The 15,790-nt window shown below is 72.5% G+C and carries 14 protein-coding genes and 1 tRNA gene; 5 read left to right on the forward strand and 10 right to left on the reverse strand.

Translation table 11 applies throughout. From position 1 onward, the window contains the following. Positions 1-3 precede the first annotated feature (3 nt). The gene (locus tag D7193_RS32755; RefSeq protein ID WP_120783554.1) at positions 4-654 is read left to right on the forward strand and encodes an aminodeoxychorismate/anthranilate synthase component II; all 651 of its coding nucleotides are present in this window, start codon (positions 4-6) and stop codon (positions 652-654) included. A 145-nt stretch (positions 655-799) separates the two neighbouring features. On the opposite strand, the gene pknB is transcribed toward D7193_RS32755, so the two are convergent. Genes pknB through D7193_RS32790 form a run of 7 tightly spaced genes read right to left on the reverse strand, consistent with a single transcriptional unit; the run spans position 800 to position 9,852 of the window. Beyond that, positions 800-2,614 (reverse strand): Stk1 family PASTA domain-containing Ser/Thr kinase, encoded by a 1,815-nt coding sequence (gene pknB, locus D7193_RS32760; protein WP_120783555.1) that lies wholly within the window; start codon positions 2,612-2,614, stop codon positions 800-802. Next, a complete protein-coding gene (locus tag D7193_RS32765) occupies positions 2,611-4,059 on the reverse strand; it encodes a serine/threonine-protein kinase (RefSeq protein WP_120783556.1) in 1,449 nt (482 codons plus the stop codon). The genes pknB and D7193_RS32765 overlap by 4 nt, the downstream gene beginning before the upstream one ends. A 1-nt stretch (position 4,060) precedes the next feature. Beyond that, positions 4,061-5,566, reverse strand: a complete 1,506-nt coding sequence (locus tag D7193_RS32770; RefSeq protein WP_120783557.1) for a peptidoglycan D,D-transpeptidase FtsI family protein — start codon at positions 5,564-5,566, stop codon at positions 4,061-4,063. Continuing rightward, entirely contained in the window at positions 5,563-7,056 is a 1,494-nt protein-coding gene (locus D7193_RS32775; protein ID WP_120783558.1) for an FtsW/RodA/SpoVE family cell cycle protein, read from the reverse strand. Before D7193_RS32775 ends, D7193_RS32770 begins: the two co-directional genes overlap by 4 nt. A 28-nt stretch (positions 7,057-7,084) precedes the next feature. After that, the gene (locus D7193_RS32780) at positions 7,085-8,572 is read right to left on the reverse strand and encodes a PP2C family protein-serine/threonine phosphatase (protein ID WP_120783559.1); all 1,488 of its coding nucleotides are present in this window, start codon (positions 8,570-8,572) and stop codon (positions 7,085-7,087) included. Further along, entirely contained in the window at positions 8,569-9,057 is a 489-nt protein-coding gene (locus D7193_RS32785; RefSeq protein WP_120783560.1) for an FHA domain-containing protein FhaB/FipA, read from the reverse strand. The genes D7193_RS32780 and D7193_RS32785 overlap by 4 nt, the downstream gene beginning before the upstream one ends. Positions 9,058-9,063: 6 nt before the next feature. After that, complete coding sequence (locus tag D7193_RS32790) at positions 9,064-9,852, reverse strand: FhaA domain-containing protein (RefSeq protein ID WP_120783561.1); 789 nt, start codon at positions 9,850-9,852, stop codon at positions 9,064-9,066. Positions 9,853-10,057: 205 nt separating this feature from the next. Between D7193_RS32790 and D7193_RS32795 the strand changes: the two genes are divergently transcribed. The 3 genes from D7193_RS32795 (at position 10,058) to D7193_RS32805 (ending at position 12,127) form a co-directional block, all read left to right on the forward strand. After that, a tRNA-Leu gene (locus tag D7193_RS32795) sits at positions 10,058-10,143 on the forward strand. A gap of 65 nt (positions 10,144-10,208) precedes the next feature. Continuing rightward, a complete protein-coding gene (locus tag D7193_RS32800) occupies positions 10,209-11,324 on the forward strand; it encodes an NAD-dependent epimerase/dehydratase family protein (protein ID WP_174242806.1) in 1,116 nt (371 codons plus the stop codon). Next, positions 11,321-12,127, forward strand: a complete 807-nt coding sequence (locus D7193_RS32805) for a WecB/TagA/CpsF family glycosyltransferase (RefSeq protein ID WP_120783571.1) — start codon at positions 11,321-11,323, stop codon at positions 12,125-12,127. The genes D7193_RS32800 and D7193_RS32805 overlap by 4 nt, the downstream gene beginning before the upstream one ends. A gap of 75 nt (positions 12,128-12,202) precedes the next feature. On the opposite strand, the gene D7193_RS32810 is transcribed toward D7193_RS32805, so the two are convergent. Beyond that, positions 12,203-14,077, reverse strand: coding sequence for a S8 family peptidase (locus tag D7193_RS32810; RefSeq protein WP_120783563.1), 1,875 nt, complete (start codon positions 14,075-14,077; stop codon positions 12,203-12,205). A 214-nt stretch (positions 14,078-14,291) separates the two neighbouring features. Here D7193_RS32810 and D7193_RS32815 point away from each other — a divergent pair, with 214 nt between their 5' ends. Next, entirely contained in the window at positions 14,292-15,104 is an 813-nt protein-coding gene (locus tag D7193_RS32815; RefSeq protein WP_241563732.1) for a hypothetical protein, read from the forward strand. Here D7193_RS32815 and D7193_RS32820 read toward each other — a convergent pair. Together D7193_RS32820 and D7193_RS32825 are read right to left on the reverse strand one after the other, a co-directional pair. After that, positions 15,072-15,473, reverse strand: coding sequence for a hypothetical protein (locus tag D7193_RS32820; protein WP_120783564.1), 402 nt, complete (start codon positions 15,471-15,473; stop codon positions 15,072-15,074). The two genes, D7193_RS32815 and D7193_RS32820, sit on opposite strands and share 33 nt — an antisense overlap. 220 nt (positions 15,474-15,693) lie before the next feature. Further along, positions 15,694-15,790, reverse strand: a 97-nt coding sequence (locus tag D7193_RS32825; RefSeq protein WP_147434489.1) for a DUF397 domain-containing protein, incomplete at its 5' end; no start/stop codon positions are given.

The raw sequence follows: 15,790 nt of genomic DNA on the forward strand, positions 1-15,790 counted from the left end.
TCCATGCGCGTCCTGGTGATCGACAACTACGACTCGTTCGTGTTCAACCTCGTGCAGTACCTCGGCCAGCTCGGCGTGGAGTGCGAGGTCCGCCGCAACGACGAGATCGACGTCGCCGAGGTGGGGAAGGTCGGCGCGGCCGGGATCCTCCTGTCGCCGGGGCCGGGCAGCCCGGACCGGGCCGGCATCTGCCTCGACGTGATCCGCCAGTACGCCGGGGAGCTGCCGATCTTCGGTGTGTGCCTCGGTCACCAGGCCATCGGCGAGGCCTTCGGCGCGACCGTGGCGCGCGCCCCCGAACTGCTGCACGGCAAGACGTCCGAGGTCCGGCACCAGTCGGTCGGTGTCCTGGCCGGCCTCCCCGACCCGTTCACCGCGACCCGCTACCACTCGCTGGCCGTGGTCCCCGAGACGCTGCCGGAGGAGCTGGAGGTCACCGGCTGGACCGGCTCGGGGGTCGTGATGGCGATGCGGCACCGCAGCCTGCCGATCGAGGGCGTGCAGTTCCACCCGGAGTCGGTACTCACCGAGGGCGGTCACCTCATGCTGGCCAACTGGCTCGCGGCGTGCGGGCATCCAGAGGCGCTGGAGCGTGCCCCGGCGCTGGCTGCCGAGGTCGACGCCCGCCGCCGAGCCGCCTTCGCCGCCGCCTAACCCGGCCCCCCGGCCGTCCCGCCTCCCCCGCCGGCTCCCCGGTGATCATGAAGTTATTGCCCGCCACATCGGCGTGTCGGGACAATAACTTCATGATCACCGCGCGGTGACGGGGGCCGGAGCGGGGCCGGCGGGAGACCCGGGGTCAGTCGTTCCAGGGGTAGTTGGACGGGGGCGGGAACACCGGGAGGCCACCGCCGGTGCCCGGCGTGGTCGGCGTCGCCGTTGGTGTGGGGGTGGGCGACGTGCTGGTGGGCGGCGCCGACGGCTCGGGGATGCCCACCTCGATGACCACCGTCTTGCCCCGCTCCAGGTTCTCACCCGCGCCCGGGCTCTGCCGCTGGACACGACCGGCCTGGTCAGCGGGCACCTCGTCGCCGTCCCGGACCTCGACCCGGTAGCCGGCGTCCTCCAGCTCCTCCTGCGCGTCCTCCGCGGTCGAGCCGATGACCCGCGGCACCTTACCCACGTTGCCCTTGGAGACGGTGAGCGTCACCTCGCTGCCCTCCGGCACCTGCGTGCCGGCGGCGGGCGCCACCTTGAGGACGGTGTCCTTCTCCTTCGCGCTGTTCTCCTCGACGCGCTTGACCGTGAGACCCAGCCCGTCCAGCTCCCGCTTGGCGCTCTCGTACGTCCCGCCGACCAGGCCGCTCGGGATCTGCTTCATGCTGGGGCCGCCGCAGATCTGGACCGTCACCGTCCGGCTCGGCTCCAGCTGGGTGTTCGGCGCCGGGTCCTGGTTGACGACCGTGCCCTTCTTGCAGGTCGTGTTCTGCACCTGCTCGCCGACCTGCGGCGCGAAGCCGGCGTTCTGGATCTCCTGGAACGCCTGCGCCTGCGTCTTGCCGGTGAGCGCGGGCACCGTCCCCAGTTCCTCGCCCTGCCGGTCCCACAGGAGCGCGGCGACCAGGGCGATCACCGCGAGCACGCCGACCGCGGCGAACGTGGCGATCAGCCAGGACGACGCCCGGCGGCGGCGCGGGTCGCCTACCCGGGCCGGGATCTGGCCGGTGGGCGGCGCGGCTCCGCCGCCGGCCGGGTACGCCGGGACCGCGGCGGCCGGCGCCATCGGCATCGTCTCGTGTTCGCGCATCACCGGCGTGGCGAGCACCGGCCGGCCGGCGGCGGCGCGGAGCAGGTCGGCCCGCATCTCGGCGGCGCTCTGGTAGCGGTTGAGCGGGTTCTTCGACAGCGCCTTGAGCACGATCGCGTCGACCGCGGGGTTCACGTCCGGGTTGATGTCGCTCGGCGTCGGCGGCGCCTCCCGTACGTGCTGGTAGGCGACGCTGACCGGGCTGTCCCCGACGAACGGCGGGTGGCCGCAGAGCAGCTCGAAGAGGACGCAGCCGGCCGCGTAGACGTCGGACCGGGCGTCGACGGCCTCGCCCCGCGCCTGCTCGGGCGAGAGGTACTGCGCCGTGCCGATCACCGCGCTGGTCTGCGTCATGGTGGTGGCACCGCTGGCCAGGGCCCGGGCGATGCCGAAGTCCATGACCTTGACCTGGCCGGTCTGGGTCAGCATCACGTTGCCGGGCTTGATGTCCCGGTGGATGATGCCGTGCCGGTGGCTGAACTCCAGGGCCGCGCACACGTCGGCGCAGATCTCCAGCGCCCGGCGGGGCTGGAGCCGCCCCTCGGCGCCGAGCACCTCCTTGAGGGTCCGCCCGTTGACGAACTCCATCACGATGAACGGCAGTGTCTCGCCGGTCGGCGCGGTCTCCTCACCGGTGTCGTAGACGGCCACGATCGCCGGGTGGTTCAGCGAGGCGGCGTTCTGCGCCTCCCGCCGGAACCGCATCTGGAAGGTGGCGTCGCGGGCGAGGTCCGTACGGAGCATCTTGATCGCGACGTCCCGACCGAGCCGGAGGTCGCGACCGCGGTGCACCTCAGCCATGCCGCCGTAGCCGAGCAGCTCGCCGACCTGGTACCTGCCACCCAGCAGGCGGGCCTGCGCTGTCATCGCGTCTGTCGTCCTTCGCTCGTCGTCGTCTCGCCGCTCGCCGGCCGGAGCCGCTCCTTGCGACGGTACGACGTCACGGTCAGATCGTCGCGTCCGTCGGCCGCGAGCGCGCCGGACGTCACGGTCGGCGGCCTGAACGCGCCGGGATCGCCGGCCTGCGCGCTCTTCCGCAGCTTGTAGGAAATCACGCCGGAGCAGAGCAGGACCAGTACGGCCAGGAGGACGGCCACGAGGACCATCCCGGGCCGGGACCGGCCGGCCTCGGGCGCCGGCATCGCCGGGCCGGGCTGCCGCACGTACGCCGGCGCCGGCTCCTGCCGGGCCTGGGCCGGCGGCACCGACGCGGCGCCCCGCGGGTAGCCGGCCTGGGCCAGGGGTGGCCGGGGCTGCGCCACGGCGGCCGGTGCGACCACGGTGGGCCGCGCGGGCTGCACGGGCGCGGCGGCGCCGGGGCGGGGTGCCGTGGCGGCCGGACGCGGCGGCGGTGCGGCGGTCGGCGGCCGTTGCGCGACGGCCGGTGGGCGTGCCTGCTGCGGCGGTGGCACCTGGGCACGCCCCGGCGCGGGGGCCGGGGAGGCGGGCACGCCGGAGATCGGCCGGGACTGACCGCCGGTGCGGGCCTGCTGGGACAGCGCGGCCTTGGCCTGGCGGGCCACCCCGGACAGGGCCGCGGCGCTCGGCCAGCGAGCCGTCGGATCCTTGGCCAGGGCGCGCTCGACGATCACCCGTACCTGCGGCGGGATGTCGGCCGGCAGCGACCGAGGCGTCTCCTGGACGTGCTTCATGGCTATTTCGAGCGGATTGTCCCCCTCGAACGGGCGCCGGCCGGCGAGGCACTGGTACGCGACCACGCCCAGCGCGTAGACGTCGGAGGCGGGCGTGGCGACCTGGCCCATCGCCTGCTCGGGCGAGATGTACGAGGCCGTGCCGAGCACCGAGCCGGCCGCCGTGAGCTGCCCGACCAGGTCGGAGCGGGCGATGCCGAAGTCGGTGAGCACCAGCGTGCCGTTCGGCCGGACCAGCAGGTTGCCGGGCTTCACGTCGCGGTGCACGATGCCCTTCTCGTGGGCGGCGTGCAGCGCGTCGGCGGCCTGGGCGACCAGGGCCATCGTCCGGGCCGGGGTCAGCCGGCCGACCCGGCTCAGGGTGGCCGACAGCGGGTCGCCCTCGACGTACTCCATCACGAGGAAGGCGATCTGCTGGTCGTTGCCGAAGTCGTAGACGTCCACGACCCCGGGGTGGTTGATGGTCGCCATGGTGCGGGCCTCGCCGCGGAACCGCTCGGCGAAGCCCGGCTCGTCGAGCAGCGCCGGGAGCAGGCTCTTCACGGCGACCGTACGGCCCAGCACCTGGTCGGTGCCGCGCCACACGTCGCCCATGCCACCGCTGGCGATCCGCTCGTCGAGGCGGTAGCGGTTGCCGAGCTGGACCCCGGGGCTGAGCATGTCAGCGGCCCCCGGGATCGTTGATGGCCGCTCGCATGATCAGGCCGGCGATCCGCGCGGCCTCGGCGCTGCCGCCCGGGCCGGCCTGCTCCAGTTCCACACAGACCGCCGAGACCGGCGTGCCGTTCTTGTCCAGCGCGAAGCCGATGAACCAGCCGTGGTCGGGCCGGTCCGGCGCCGACTGGGCCGTGCCGGTCTTGCCGCCGACCGTGTACCCGTTGATGGCGGCCTTCCGGCCCGTACCGTTCTCGACGACGCTGACCATCATGTCGCGCAGGTCGCCGGCGACCTGGTCGCTCACCGGGCGGCGCAGCTCGCGCGGCTTCGCGGCGTCGTAGACCGTGGTCCGGTCCGGCCCGAGGAGCTGCTTGATCAGGTACGGCCGCATCTGGCTGCCGCCGTTGGCCACCGAGGCGGCGATCAGCGCGCCCTGCAACGGGGTCATCCGGACGTCACGCTGGCCGATCGAGGACTGGGCCAGCGCGGCGGGGTCGGTGGCCCCGTCCGGCGCCGTCATGTCGCCCGTCCGGCTGGCCGCCACGGTCAGGCCGTCCTCGCCGAGCTGGCCGACGGTCAGGTCGTCCTGTTCGAAGCCGAACTGCCGGGCCTTCTCCTTGATCGCGTCGGCGCCGAGCCGCACACCGAGCTGCGCGAAACCGGTGTTGCACGACTCGGTGACGGCCTCCATGAGGGTGACCTGCGACTCGGGGCAGATCGACGCGGCCGCGTTGCGGATCGGGGTGCCCGAGGTCGGCGGGGTGTAGCTGGAGCCGGCCTTGATCTCCGTCTCCTTGCCGATCCCGTTCTCCAGCGCCGCGGCGGCCACCACGATCTTGAAGGTGGAGCCGGGCGGCAGGGTCTCCGAGAGGGCCCGGTTCTTCAGCGGGCCGTCCGGGTCCTGCTCCAGCTGGTTGTACGCCGCCGAGGCCTTCTTCGGGTCGTGGCTGGCGAGCGGGTTCGGGTCGAAGCTGGGCATGGAGACCAGCGCCTGCACCGCGCCGGTGCGCGGGTCGATGGCGATCGCCGCGCCCCGCTTCACACCGAGGTCGTTGTCGCGCAGCTCGTCGTACGCGACGTTCTGGGCCTTCTTGGAGAGCGTGAGCAGGACGTTGCCACCGCTGGTCTGGTCGCCGGTGAACATGTCCTTGATCCGGTCACCGATCAGCTGGTCGCTGGTGCCCGCCAGGAAGTCGTTCTCGATCCGCTCGATGCCGGTGTCGGCCAGGTTCACCGGCTTGTAGCCGAGCACGTGCGCGTACTCCGCGCCGCCCGGGTACGTGCGCAGGAACTTCAGCTCGCCGTCGGTCTCCTTGCTGGTGGCGAGCGCCGTGCCGCCGGCCTCGATGTTGCCGCGCTTGCGCTCGTACTCGGCGACCTGGACCCGGCCGTTGTAGTCGCTGTTGCGGTACTCGTCGGCCTTGTAGGCCTGGATCCAGTTCAGGTTCGCGAAGAGGAGCCCGAAGAGGATCATGACGACGATGCCGGCGCGGCGCAGGGGCGCGTTCACGGCCTGATCACCTCCGTGGGGGCACCGTGCAGCTGCTCCGGCGGGCCGCCGGCCGGTCGGGCCACCTTGCCGCCCCCGCCGGTGACGGGCCGGCGGGCCCCGTCGGAGACGCGCAGCAGCACCGCGATGAGCAGCCAGTTGGCCATCAGCGAGGAGCCACCGGCGGAGAGGAACGGGGTGGTCTGGCCGGTGAGCGGGATGAGCTTGCTGATCCCGCCCACGATCACGAACACCTGGAGGCCGAGGGTGAACGCCAGGCCGCCGGCCAGCAGCTTGCCGAACGAGTCGCGGACGGCCAACGCGGCGCGCAGGCCCCGCTCGACGATCAGCAGGTAGACGACGAGCAGCGCGGAGAGGCCGAACAGCCCGATCTCCTCGCCGATGCCCGCGAAGATGAAGTCGTTCTGCACCTCGGGCAGGAGGCCCGGCTGGCCGCCGCCCGGGCCGGCGCCGAACAGGCCGCCGGTGCCGAGCGCGAGCAGGCCCTGGACGAGCTGGTAGCCCTTGTCGTGCGGGTCGGCGAACGGGTCCAGCCAGATTTCCGCCCGCAGGTAGAAGTTGGCGAACGGCCCGCCGACCAGGTCGCCGAGGATGTACGCGAGGTACGCACCGCCGAAGAAGAGCACCAGACCGATGAGCAGCCAACTGACCCGTTCGGTGGCGATGTAGAGCGTCACCACGAACATGCCGAAGTACAGCAGCGAGGTGCCGAGGTCCTTCTCGAAGATGAGGACCAGGAGGCTGATGAGCCAGACCACGACCACCGGGCCGAGGTCCCGCCCCCGCGGGAAGTCGATGCCCAGGAAGCGGCGGCTCGCCAGTGACAGCACCTCGCGCTTGCGCACCAGGTAGTAGGCGAAGAAGACCAGCAGGGCCAGCTTCGCGAACTCACCGGGCTGGATCGAGAAGGCGTCGCCGAACTTGATCCACAGCTTGGCGCCGTTGATCTCGGAGAACCGGCCCGGCAGCACCGCCGGGATCATCACCAGCACGATGCCGGCGAGGCCCAGGGTGTACGCGTACCGGGAGACCGAACGGTGGTCGCGCATCAGCACGAGGAGGGCGGCCGCGAGGATCACCGACACGAGCGTCCAGGCGAGCTGGCGCCCGCCGGTGCCCGCGAAGATGGCCAGGGTCTCCCGGTCCGCAGGGAGGGCGTCGTTGAGGTCGATCCGGCGCAGGAAGCCCACACCCAGGCCGTTGAGCAGCGCGACCGCCGGCAGCAGGGCCGGATCGGCGTACGGGGCCAGGAACCGGATGACCAGGTGCAGGCCGAGGAAGACCGCACCCAGGGCGGCGGCGGGCACCCAGAAGTCCGGGGTGACCGTGTCGAGCAGGTTCGCCTCGACGGTCGCCCCGTACGCGGCCACCAGCACCATGGCCAGCGCCAGCAGGGACAGCTCGGCGTTACGCCGGGACCGGGCCAGGCGTACGCCGGGCTGCTCGCCCGTGGTGGCGGGCGAGGCTGCCGGTGTGGCCGCTGCGGTCACGGAAGGGTCCTCGGGGTCGGGCCGACGCTCACTCGGGCGACCGGCAGGTGGCCGGGTCGAGCACCGGCGTGGCCGAGTCGGAGGGCGGGGCGTCGGGCGTGCCGGTCGGCTCGGTGCCGGCCGGGCTGTTGCTGGGGCTGGCGCTGGGCGTGGCGGCGACGCTCGGGGCGCGGCTGCCGCCAGCGGGCGCGCCGGCAGCGGCGGTGCCACTCGGGGTGGGCGACGTCGCGACCGCCGTCGGGGACAGTGCCGGGCTCGGCGAGCCGGACGGCACGAGCGGGGTCGACGGGCAGATCGGCTTCAGGTTGGGGTTGGTCGGGCTGTCGCTGGTCAGCTCCGCCAGCCGGCGCTCGGCGTCCGGCTCGCTCTTGGCGGGGATGCCCTGCTTGACCTGCTCCTGGGCGGCCAGGGTCAGGTCGTTCAGCTCGGCCGGGCTGGTGGAGTGCACGGTGGAGAGGTCCAGACCGGCGATCTGGCCCTGTATCCCGCGGAACACGGCCACCTGGCCGTCCTCGGTGGCGCCGACGTAGTACTGCCGCTGGGTGTAGCTCCAGCCGGCGAAGAGCCCGCCGCCGAGGATCACCAGCAGCGCCAGGCCCATGGCCGCGGCCCGTACCGGCCGGTGCCGGCGCGGCTCCGGCTCGTCGTCGTCGGACGCGGCGGGCTCGTCCGGGGCCGCGGACCGGGGCGCGGAGAGCGCGGAGGCCCGGGCGGCCGGCGTCGAGCTGTCGGCCGAGGTGGCCATGCCGCGGTCCCGGGCGGCGGCGCCACCCACGATCGGCGTGGCCTCGACGATGTCCTGGTCGGTGGCGTCGGCGATGATCACGGTGATGTTGTCCGGACCGCCGCCGCGCAGCGCGAGCTGCACCAGCCGTTCGACGCACTGCTGCGGGTCGGTGTACTCCCGCATGGTCTCCGCGATGGTGTCCGCGCTGACCACGCCGGAGAGCCCGTCGCTGCAGATCAGGTAACGGTCACCGGGCAGCACCTGGCGTACCGAGTACTCCGGGTCGATGTCCCGGCCGTCGAGGGCGCGGGTCAGCAGCGACCGCTGCGGGTGGCTGCTCGCCTCTTCGGCGCTGATCCGGCCTTCGTCGACGAGCATCTGGACGTACGTGTCGTCCTTGGTGATCTGCGCGAACTCACCGTTGCGCAGGAGATAGGCCCGCGAGTCACCGATGTGCACCATCCCGAGCTTGGAGCCGGAGAAGAGGGTCGCGGTGAGCGTGGTGCCCATCCCCTCCAGCTGCGGGTTGGCGTCCACCGTTTCGCGGAGCTGCTGGTTGGCGGTGCCCACGGCGGAACGCAACGCATCGACGAGGGCGTCCCCCGGGACGTCCTCGTCGAGCGGCGCCATGGCACCGATGACGATGTTGCTGGCGACGTCACCGGCGGCCATGCCGCCCATGCCGTCGGCGACGGCGAGTAGCCGCGGCCCGGCGTAGACGGAATCCTGATTACCGTCTCGGATCAGACCGCGGTCGCTGTGGGCCGCATAGCGCAGGGTCAGAGTCATGGCCGTAACTCGAGGGAAGTGCGGCCGATCCGGATCGGCACGCCGAGGGGGACGGGGGTTGGTCCGGTGACCTTAGCGCGATCCAGATAGGTGCCGTTAGTCGAGCCGAGGTCCTCGACGAACCACTGCCCGTCGCGCGGCACGAGCCGGGCGTGTCGCGCCGAGGCGTAGTCGTCGGTGATCACCAGGGTGGAGTCCTCCGCGCGACCGATGGTGATCTGCGCGTCACCCAGGGTGATCCGGGTGCCGGCCAGTTGACCGGCCGTCACCACCAGTTGGTGCGCGGCCCTGCCCCGCTTCACCTTGGCGGGCCTCGCCGCCTGTTGCCCCGTCGAGGCGCCGACCGCCCGGGGCGCGGCCACCAGCCGGCCCGAACGGGCACCCGCGAAGAGGTCCCGGCGGATGACGCCGACCACCGTGAACACGAAGATCCACAGCAGGATCAGGAACCCGAACCGGGCGACGGTGATGACGAGTTCCGGCAACGCTGATCAGCCGTCCACGCGGAAGGTCAGGGTCGTGGTGCCGAGCTGGATCATGTCGCCGGGGTTGAGGGCGACGGCGGAGACCCGCTGGCCGTTGACCATCGTGCCGTTGGTGGAGCCGAGGTCGGTCAGCACCACCTGGCCGCCGTCGAAGTCCAGCCGCGCGTGGCGGCGGGAGATCCCGACGTCGGGCAGGCGCAGGTTGGCCTGGTCGCCGCGGCCGATGACCGTCGAGCCCATCTGCAAGGGGTAGGTGCGCCCGTCGCCGGAGACCAGCCGGACGTTGCGGCTGCCGCCGTGGCCGGGCGGGGGACCGTAGCCGCCGCCCTGGTCGTACGCCGGGTAGGCGGGCGGGCCGGCGTCGTAGCCGGGCGCCGGCGCCGGGGCGACGTCGCCACCGGTGTAGACCTCGGCGGTGACCCGGAACATGCCCGTGTCCAGCCCTTCACCGCGCTCGATCTCGACGATCACGTCGCCGTAGACCGTCCACGCCTGCTCGCCGATGAACTCCGCCTGCGACTGCGCCAGCTCCTGCGCGAGCGCGGCGGCGTACGGCGCCAGCCGACTGTGGTCGTACGGCGAGAGATCGATCACGTAGCGGTTGGGCACCAACGTGCGCCCACCGGCCAGGATGGCCTTGTGCGCCTCGGCCTCCCGCTGCATGGCGTTGAGGATCTCCACGGGGTGGACCACCCCTTTGAAGACCTTGGCGAAGGCCCCTTCGACCAGGCCTTCCAGACGCTTCTCGAAGCGTTGCAGCACGCTCACCGGCTCCTCCTCGGGTCCCGAGGACATGATGGTATCCGGCCGGCGCGCGCGCAGCTCACACGCCGCTCGGCCGCCTGCTCCCGGCCCGTTCGGACGGGCACCTCATGCCGTGCTACTCTTTCGTCCGCCACGAACGGTAACCGGTCGTGGTGAAGACCGGGACAGCGTAATATGTGCCGGGCCCCGCCGGAGACGGCGAGGTCGGCGGATTACAGTGATCCGGTCGTGCCACGGGGAAGTGGCGGAATGGCAGACGCGCACGGTTCAGGTCCGTGTGCCCGAAAGGGCGTGGGGGTTCAACTCCCCCCTTCCCCACCATAAGCCGAGGGCTCCGCAGGTCGCGGGGCCCTCGCGACGTATCGGGGCGTGCCGCGCGTCACGCTATGCTCCGATGGTTTGTGCCTCCTAAGGACCAGGAGTGGCGTGTGAGTGTCGCGTTGGTGACCGGGTCGGGCGGTCTGATCGGTTCCGAGGCGGTCCGGCACTTCGCCGGCCTCGGCCTCGACGTGGTCGGCATCGACAACGACATGCGGCAGCGGTTCTTCGGCGCCGAGGCGTCGACCGCCTGGAACGTCCAGCGGTTGGCCGGCGAGCTGGGCGCGGCGTACACGCACCACGCCATCGACATCCGTGACCGGGACGCGCTGGCCGGAGTGTTCCGGCACTACGGCGCCGACATCGCCGTCGTCATCCACACCGCGGCGCAGCCGTCGCACGACTGGGCGGTCCGCGACCCGTACACCGACTTCGACGTCAACGCCGGCGGCACGCTGAACGTCCTGCAGAACGTCCGCGAGCACTGCATCGAGGCGCCCGTCGTCCACTGCTCGACCAACAAGGTCTACGGCGACCGGCCGAACAGCCTGCCCTTCGTGGAGCTGGAGACCCGCTGGGAGATCGAGCCCGGGCACCCCTACGAGCAGGGCATCCGGGAGGACATGTCGATCGACTCCTCCCTGCACTCGATCTTCGGGGCCTCCAAGGTCGCCGCGGACGTGATGGTCCAGGAATACGGCCGCTACTTCGGCATGCGGACGGCCTGCTTCCGCGGTGGCACACTGACCGGGCCGGCGCACTCGGCCACCGAGCTGCACGGCTTCCTTGGCTACGTGATGCGGGCCAACATGGAGCGCCGCACGTACCGCATCTACGGCTACCAGGGCAAGCAGGTGCGGGATGCGATCCACAGCTCGGACGTGGTCGCCGCGTTCGAGGCCTTCTTCCGCAACCCGCGCCCGGCCGCGGTCTACAACCTGGGCGGCGGGCGGCACTCCAACACCTCCATGCGGGAGGCGTTCGCCGAGGCCGAGCGGATCACCGGCCAGGAGATGATCTCGGAGTACGTCGAGGAGAACCGGGTCGGCGACCACAAGTGGTGGATCGGCTCGAATGAGGCGTTCCAGGCCGACTACCCCGAGTGGAAGCAGGTCTACGACGTACCCATGATCATGCGGGAGATCTACGAGGCCAACGTGGACAAGTGGGTGCCCTCGGCATGACGGCGCAGCGGAAGCGGAACGTGCTGGGCGTCCTCGTGGACGCCACGGACTACGCCACGGCGACGGAGCAGGTGGTGGCGGCCGCCCAGGAGCGCCGCCCGCTGGCACTGACCGCGCTGGCCGTGCACGGCGTGATGACCGGGGTGCTCGACCCCGCGCACAACGCCCGGCTCAACTCCTTCGACGTGGTCACCCCGGACGGGCAGCCGGTGCGGTGGGCGCTCAACCTGCTGCACCACGCCGGCCTCACCGACCGGGTCTACGGCCCGACGCTGACCCTGCACGTGCTCTCCCGGTTCGCCGACGAGGGCCTGCCGGTCTACCTGTACGGCTCCACCGAGGAGACCCTGTCCCGGCTGATCCCGGCGCTGGAGCGGATGTTCCCCGCGCTCAAGATCGCCGGAGTGGAGCCGTCGAAGTTCCGCGCCGTGCAGCCGGGCGAGGACCAGGAGATCGCCGACCGGATCCGGGCCAGCGGCGCCCGGCTCGTGCTGGTCGGGCTCGGCTGCCCGCGCCAGGAGGTCTTCACGTACGCCATGCGGCCGCTGCTGGACATGCCCCTCATGGCGGTCGGAGCGGCCTTCGACTACCACGCCGGCCTGCTGCGCAAGCCTCCCTCGTGGATGCAGCGCGCCGGCCTGGAGTGGTTCTGGCGGCTGGGCCTGGAGCCGAAGCGACTCTGGCGCCGGTACGTGATCCTCAACCCCGCGTACCTCTCCCGCCTGATGGCGCAGAAGGTCGGCCTGTGGAAGGCGACCCCGCCCGCGCCGGCCACGGAACGACCCGCCAGCTTCGCGGTCTGACCCGACGGAGGCACCCCCGCCCCAAGCACGGGGCGGGGCCCCTCCCGACCGGGAAGGGCCCCGCGTGGCCGCTGGTCAGAGGGTCAGGCTCCAGGTGTTGAGGTAGCCGGAGTCACCGGCGTAGACGTCACGCACCCGCAGCTGCCAGGTGCCGTTCGCCGCCTCGCTGGAGAGGTTGGCGGTGTAGGTCGTGTTCACGTTGTCGGCGCCGTCGAAGTAGCTGCTGTTCTTCAGCCGGTACGACGAGCCGTCCGGGGCGACGAGGTCGATCACCAGGTCACCGCGGTAGGTGTGCACGATGTTCACGGCGATCTGCGAGCTGGCCGAGGCGTTGCGGCCACACCCGGAGATCACGATCGAGCTGGCCACCGTGGCGCCGGTGTCCGGGATCGTGACGTCGGTGCCGTTCGTGCCGGAGCAGCCGCCACCCGTGCCCGTCACCGTCAGCGTGTAGGTGGCCGTACGGCTGCCCGCCGCGCCGGTGCCGGTGATCGTGACCGGGTACGTGCCGGCCGGCGTGCTCGCCGTGGTGGTGATCGTGAGGGTGGACGAGCCGCCCGAGGTCACCGTCGACGGGCTGAACGAGGCGGTCGCGCCGCTCGGCAGGCCACTCGCCGAGAGGCTGACCGACTGGGCGGAACCGCTGGTCGTGGCCGTGCCCACCGTCGCGGTCACCGAGCCGCCCGGCGCCGTGGAGCCGGAGGTCGGCGACACCGAGACCGAGAAGTCGTTGGTCGGCGGGGGCGTGCTGCCGTTCACCACGTACAGCAGGCGGTTCGGGGTGCCGGTGCCCACGTTGCTCACCACGTTCGGGGTGGCGTCGTTGACCAGGCTGTCGCGCACCTGCTGCGGCGTCCACGTCGGGTTGGCCGAGAGCACGAGGGCCGCGGCGCCGGCGACGTGCGGCGAGGCCATCGAGGTGCCGCTGATCGTGTTCGTGGCGGTGTTGCTCGTGTACCAGGCCGACGTGATGTTCACGCCCGGCGCCAGGATGTCGACGCAGGTGCCGTAGTTGGAGAAGCTGGCCGCGGCGTCGTTGTTCTGGGTGGCCCCCACGGTGATCGCCGGGGCGACCCGGGCCGGTGAGTAGTTGCAGGCGTTCTGCCGGTTGCCCAGGACGTCGCCGTTGCCGGCCGCCACCGCGTACGTGACGCCGGAGTTGACCGAGTTGGTGACCGCGGTGTCGATCGCGCTGTTGGCCGAGCCGCCGAGGCTCATGTTCGCCACCGCCGGCTTGACCGCGTTCGCGGTCACCCAGTCGATGCCGGCCACGACCTGGGCGTTCGTGCCGCTGCCCTGGCAGTTCAGCACCCGGACGCCGACGAGCTGCACGCTCTTGGCCACACCGTAGGCGGAGCCGCCCACCGTGCCCGCGACGTGCGTGCCGTGACCGTTGCAGTCGTCGGCCGCGCCGCCGTCCACGGCGTCGTAGCCGGAGACCGCCCGGCCGCCGAAGTCGTTGTGCGTGAACCGGATGCCGGTGTCGATGATGTAGGCGCGCACGTTGGACGCGGTGTTCGGGTAGGTGTAGGAGCTGTTCAGCGGCAGGTTCCGCTGGTCGATCCGGTCCAGACCCCAGGACGGGGGGTTGGTCTGGGTGCCGTTGATCGAGACCGTGTGGTTCTGCTCGACGTACGCGACGGCCGGGTCCGCGGCGATCCGCGCGGCGGCCTTCGCGTCGACCCGGACCTCGAAGCCGCGCAGTGCGGCGCCGTACGTGCGCGCCACCGTGCCGCCGTGCCGCCCGACCAGGCGGTGGGCGTTGTCACCGACGCTGTTCCTGGTGACGGCGGTGTCCTTGAAGACGACGATGTAGCTGTCGGCCACGGCGGTGTCGCCGCCTGCCGCCCGGATCGTCCCGGTCGGCTCGGCGGCCAGCGCCGGCGTGGCTGCGGCCAGCATGGTCAGCGTGGCCACCCCGACGAGTACGGACCTGTGGGCACGGCCCATCTCTCTACCTCCCTCCGACCGGCAGCCGCCCGACGCGGGTCCCGCTCAGATCGATGGCTGCCGATCGAGCCGAGAGTAGATCGAGACAGTGACTGAGATAAACATGTCGAATCTTTCATAACGCGACAGGATGGCCCCCCTACGGGGCGTGTCGGGGGTGAACGGGGGGTGCGGCCCGGATTCGCGGAGGGCGCTCCTGGGCAAGGCTGTCCATATGGAGAGCCATCTCGCCGTCCTGTTGCCGATCGCCGCGGTGTGGCTGGCCGCCGGCCTACTCGCGGACGGGCTGCCCCGGGTGGATCAGGCGTACGCGCTGCGCCGGCGCGCCGGATGGCTACTCGTCCTGGCGCTCACCGGCCTGGTGCTGACCGCCGCCGTCCTCGCGGCGGGGCTGCTCAGCCCCGGGGGCGCCGCGGCGGATCGGGCGGCCGCCGCGCTCGACGTCCTCGCCCTGCCGGCGCTGGTGGTCGCGGCCTGCACCGTACGCCGGGTGCGCCGGCTGTGGGCGGGCGCCGGAGCGTTCGCCTCGGCGCCTGGGACCCCGGCGCCGCACGGCCTGCGCGCCGCGGCGGCGCACCCGCTGGTCGGGTTTCCGCTGCAGGTCGCCGGCCTGCTCGCGGTGCCCGCCGTCATCGGGGCGGGCGGCGATGACCTGCTCACCGCGCCGGGTGTCACCGGCCCGGCGATCACCGTCGGCGCGGTCGTGGTCCTCGCGATCGGCATCCGGCACGCGCTGCGGCACAACCGCCTCGCGGAGCGGGCCCGGCCCGAGGAGCCGGCACGGCCCGCGTGGCCGGAGGAGCCGACAGCGTCGCGGCCCGCGTGGCCGGAGGAGCCGACAGCGTCGCGGCCCGCGTGGCCGGAGCAGCCCGCCCGGGCGGCATGGGTGGAGCAGCGGGCGCGAGCCGCGTGGCCGGAACAGCCGGCGGCGCTGCGGGCAGCCCAGCCGGAACAGTCGGCGGCCCTGCGGGCGGTCCGGCCGGAGGAGCCGGCGTCAGCGCGAGCGGCCCGCCCCCTGCACGTATAGCAGCTCCAGGATGGCCCGGGTGGCCTCGAACCACCGGTCCAGCCACCCCGGCGGCGGCACGCTGCCCTTCGGCGGCAACTCCATGAGCAGGCCCCGCAGCAGCGGATGGTCGACGAGCGACTCGCCGACCTCCGGCGACCAGCCGGTCGGGGGGAACGACGGCTCGGTGAGCGGGTTCGGATCGAGCGACGGCAGCGAGAGCGGTGGGCCGGCCTGGTCGGGCGCGCCCGTCTCCCGGCCGTCGAGGTCGGGCTCGGTCGAGACCACCTCGGTCAGGACGGTGTCGCGGCGCGCCCCCCGGTACTTCCCGCCGAACCGCTCCGGCTTCCCCGGCCCGTTGGTGAGGTTGTCTGACCCGATCGTCGTCATCCGTCTCGCCTGCCTCGCTCGGTTGCCGATCCCGCGGCCGGTTGTCGACCGGCGCCGTACCGACGGGTACAACGAGGCGGGACGGATGTGGCGACGGGATTCCCGGCGGATCGTGACGCGCCAAACGGTCGACGCCATTTCCGGGCTGCGCACGGCGCGGGCGGGCCGTCGTCCGGTGGTGCACCGGACGACGGCCCGCCCGTCATCTGCCTCGCGGTGCTCAGGCCGGGCCGAAGGCGCCGTCCCTGGTGCCGGCGACGAAGGCGCGCCAGTCACCCCGACCGAAGATCAGGGCCGGCCCGGTCTTGTCCTTCGAG

The organism is Micromonospora costi (assembly GCF_003626655.1).
GTDB lineage: Bacteria > Actinomycetota > Actinomycetes > Mycobacteriales > Micromonosporaceae > Micromonospora > Micromonospora costi.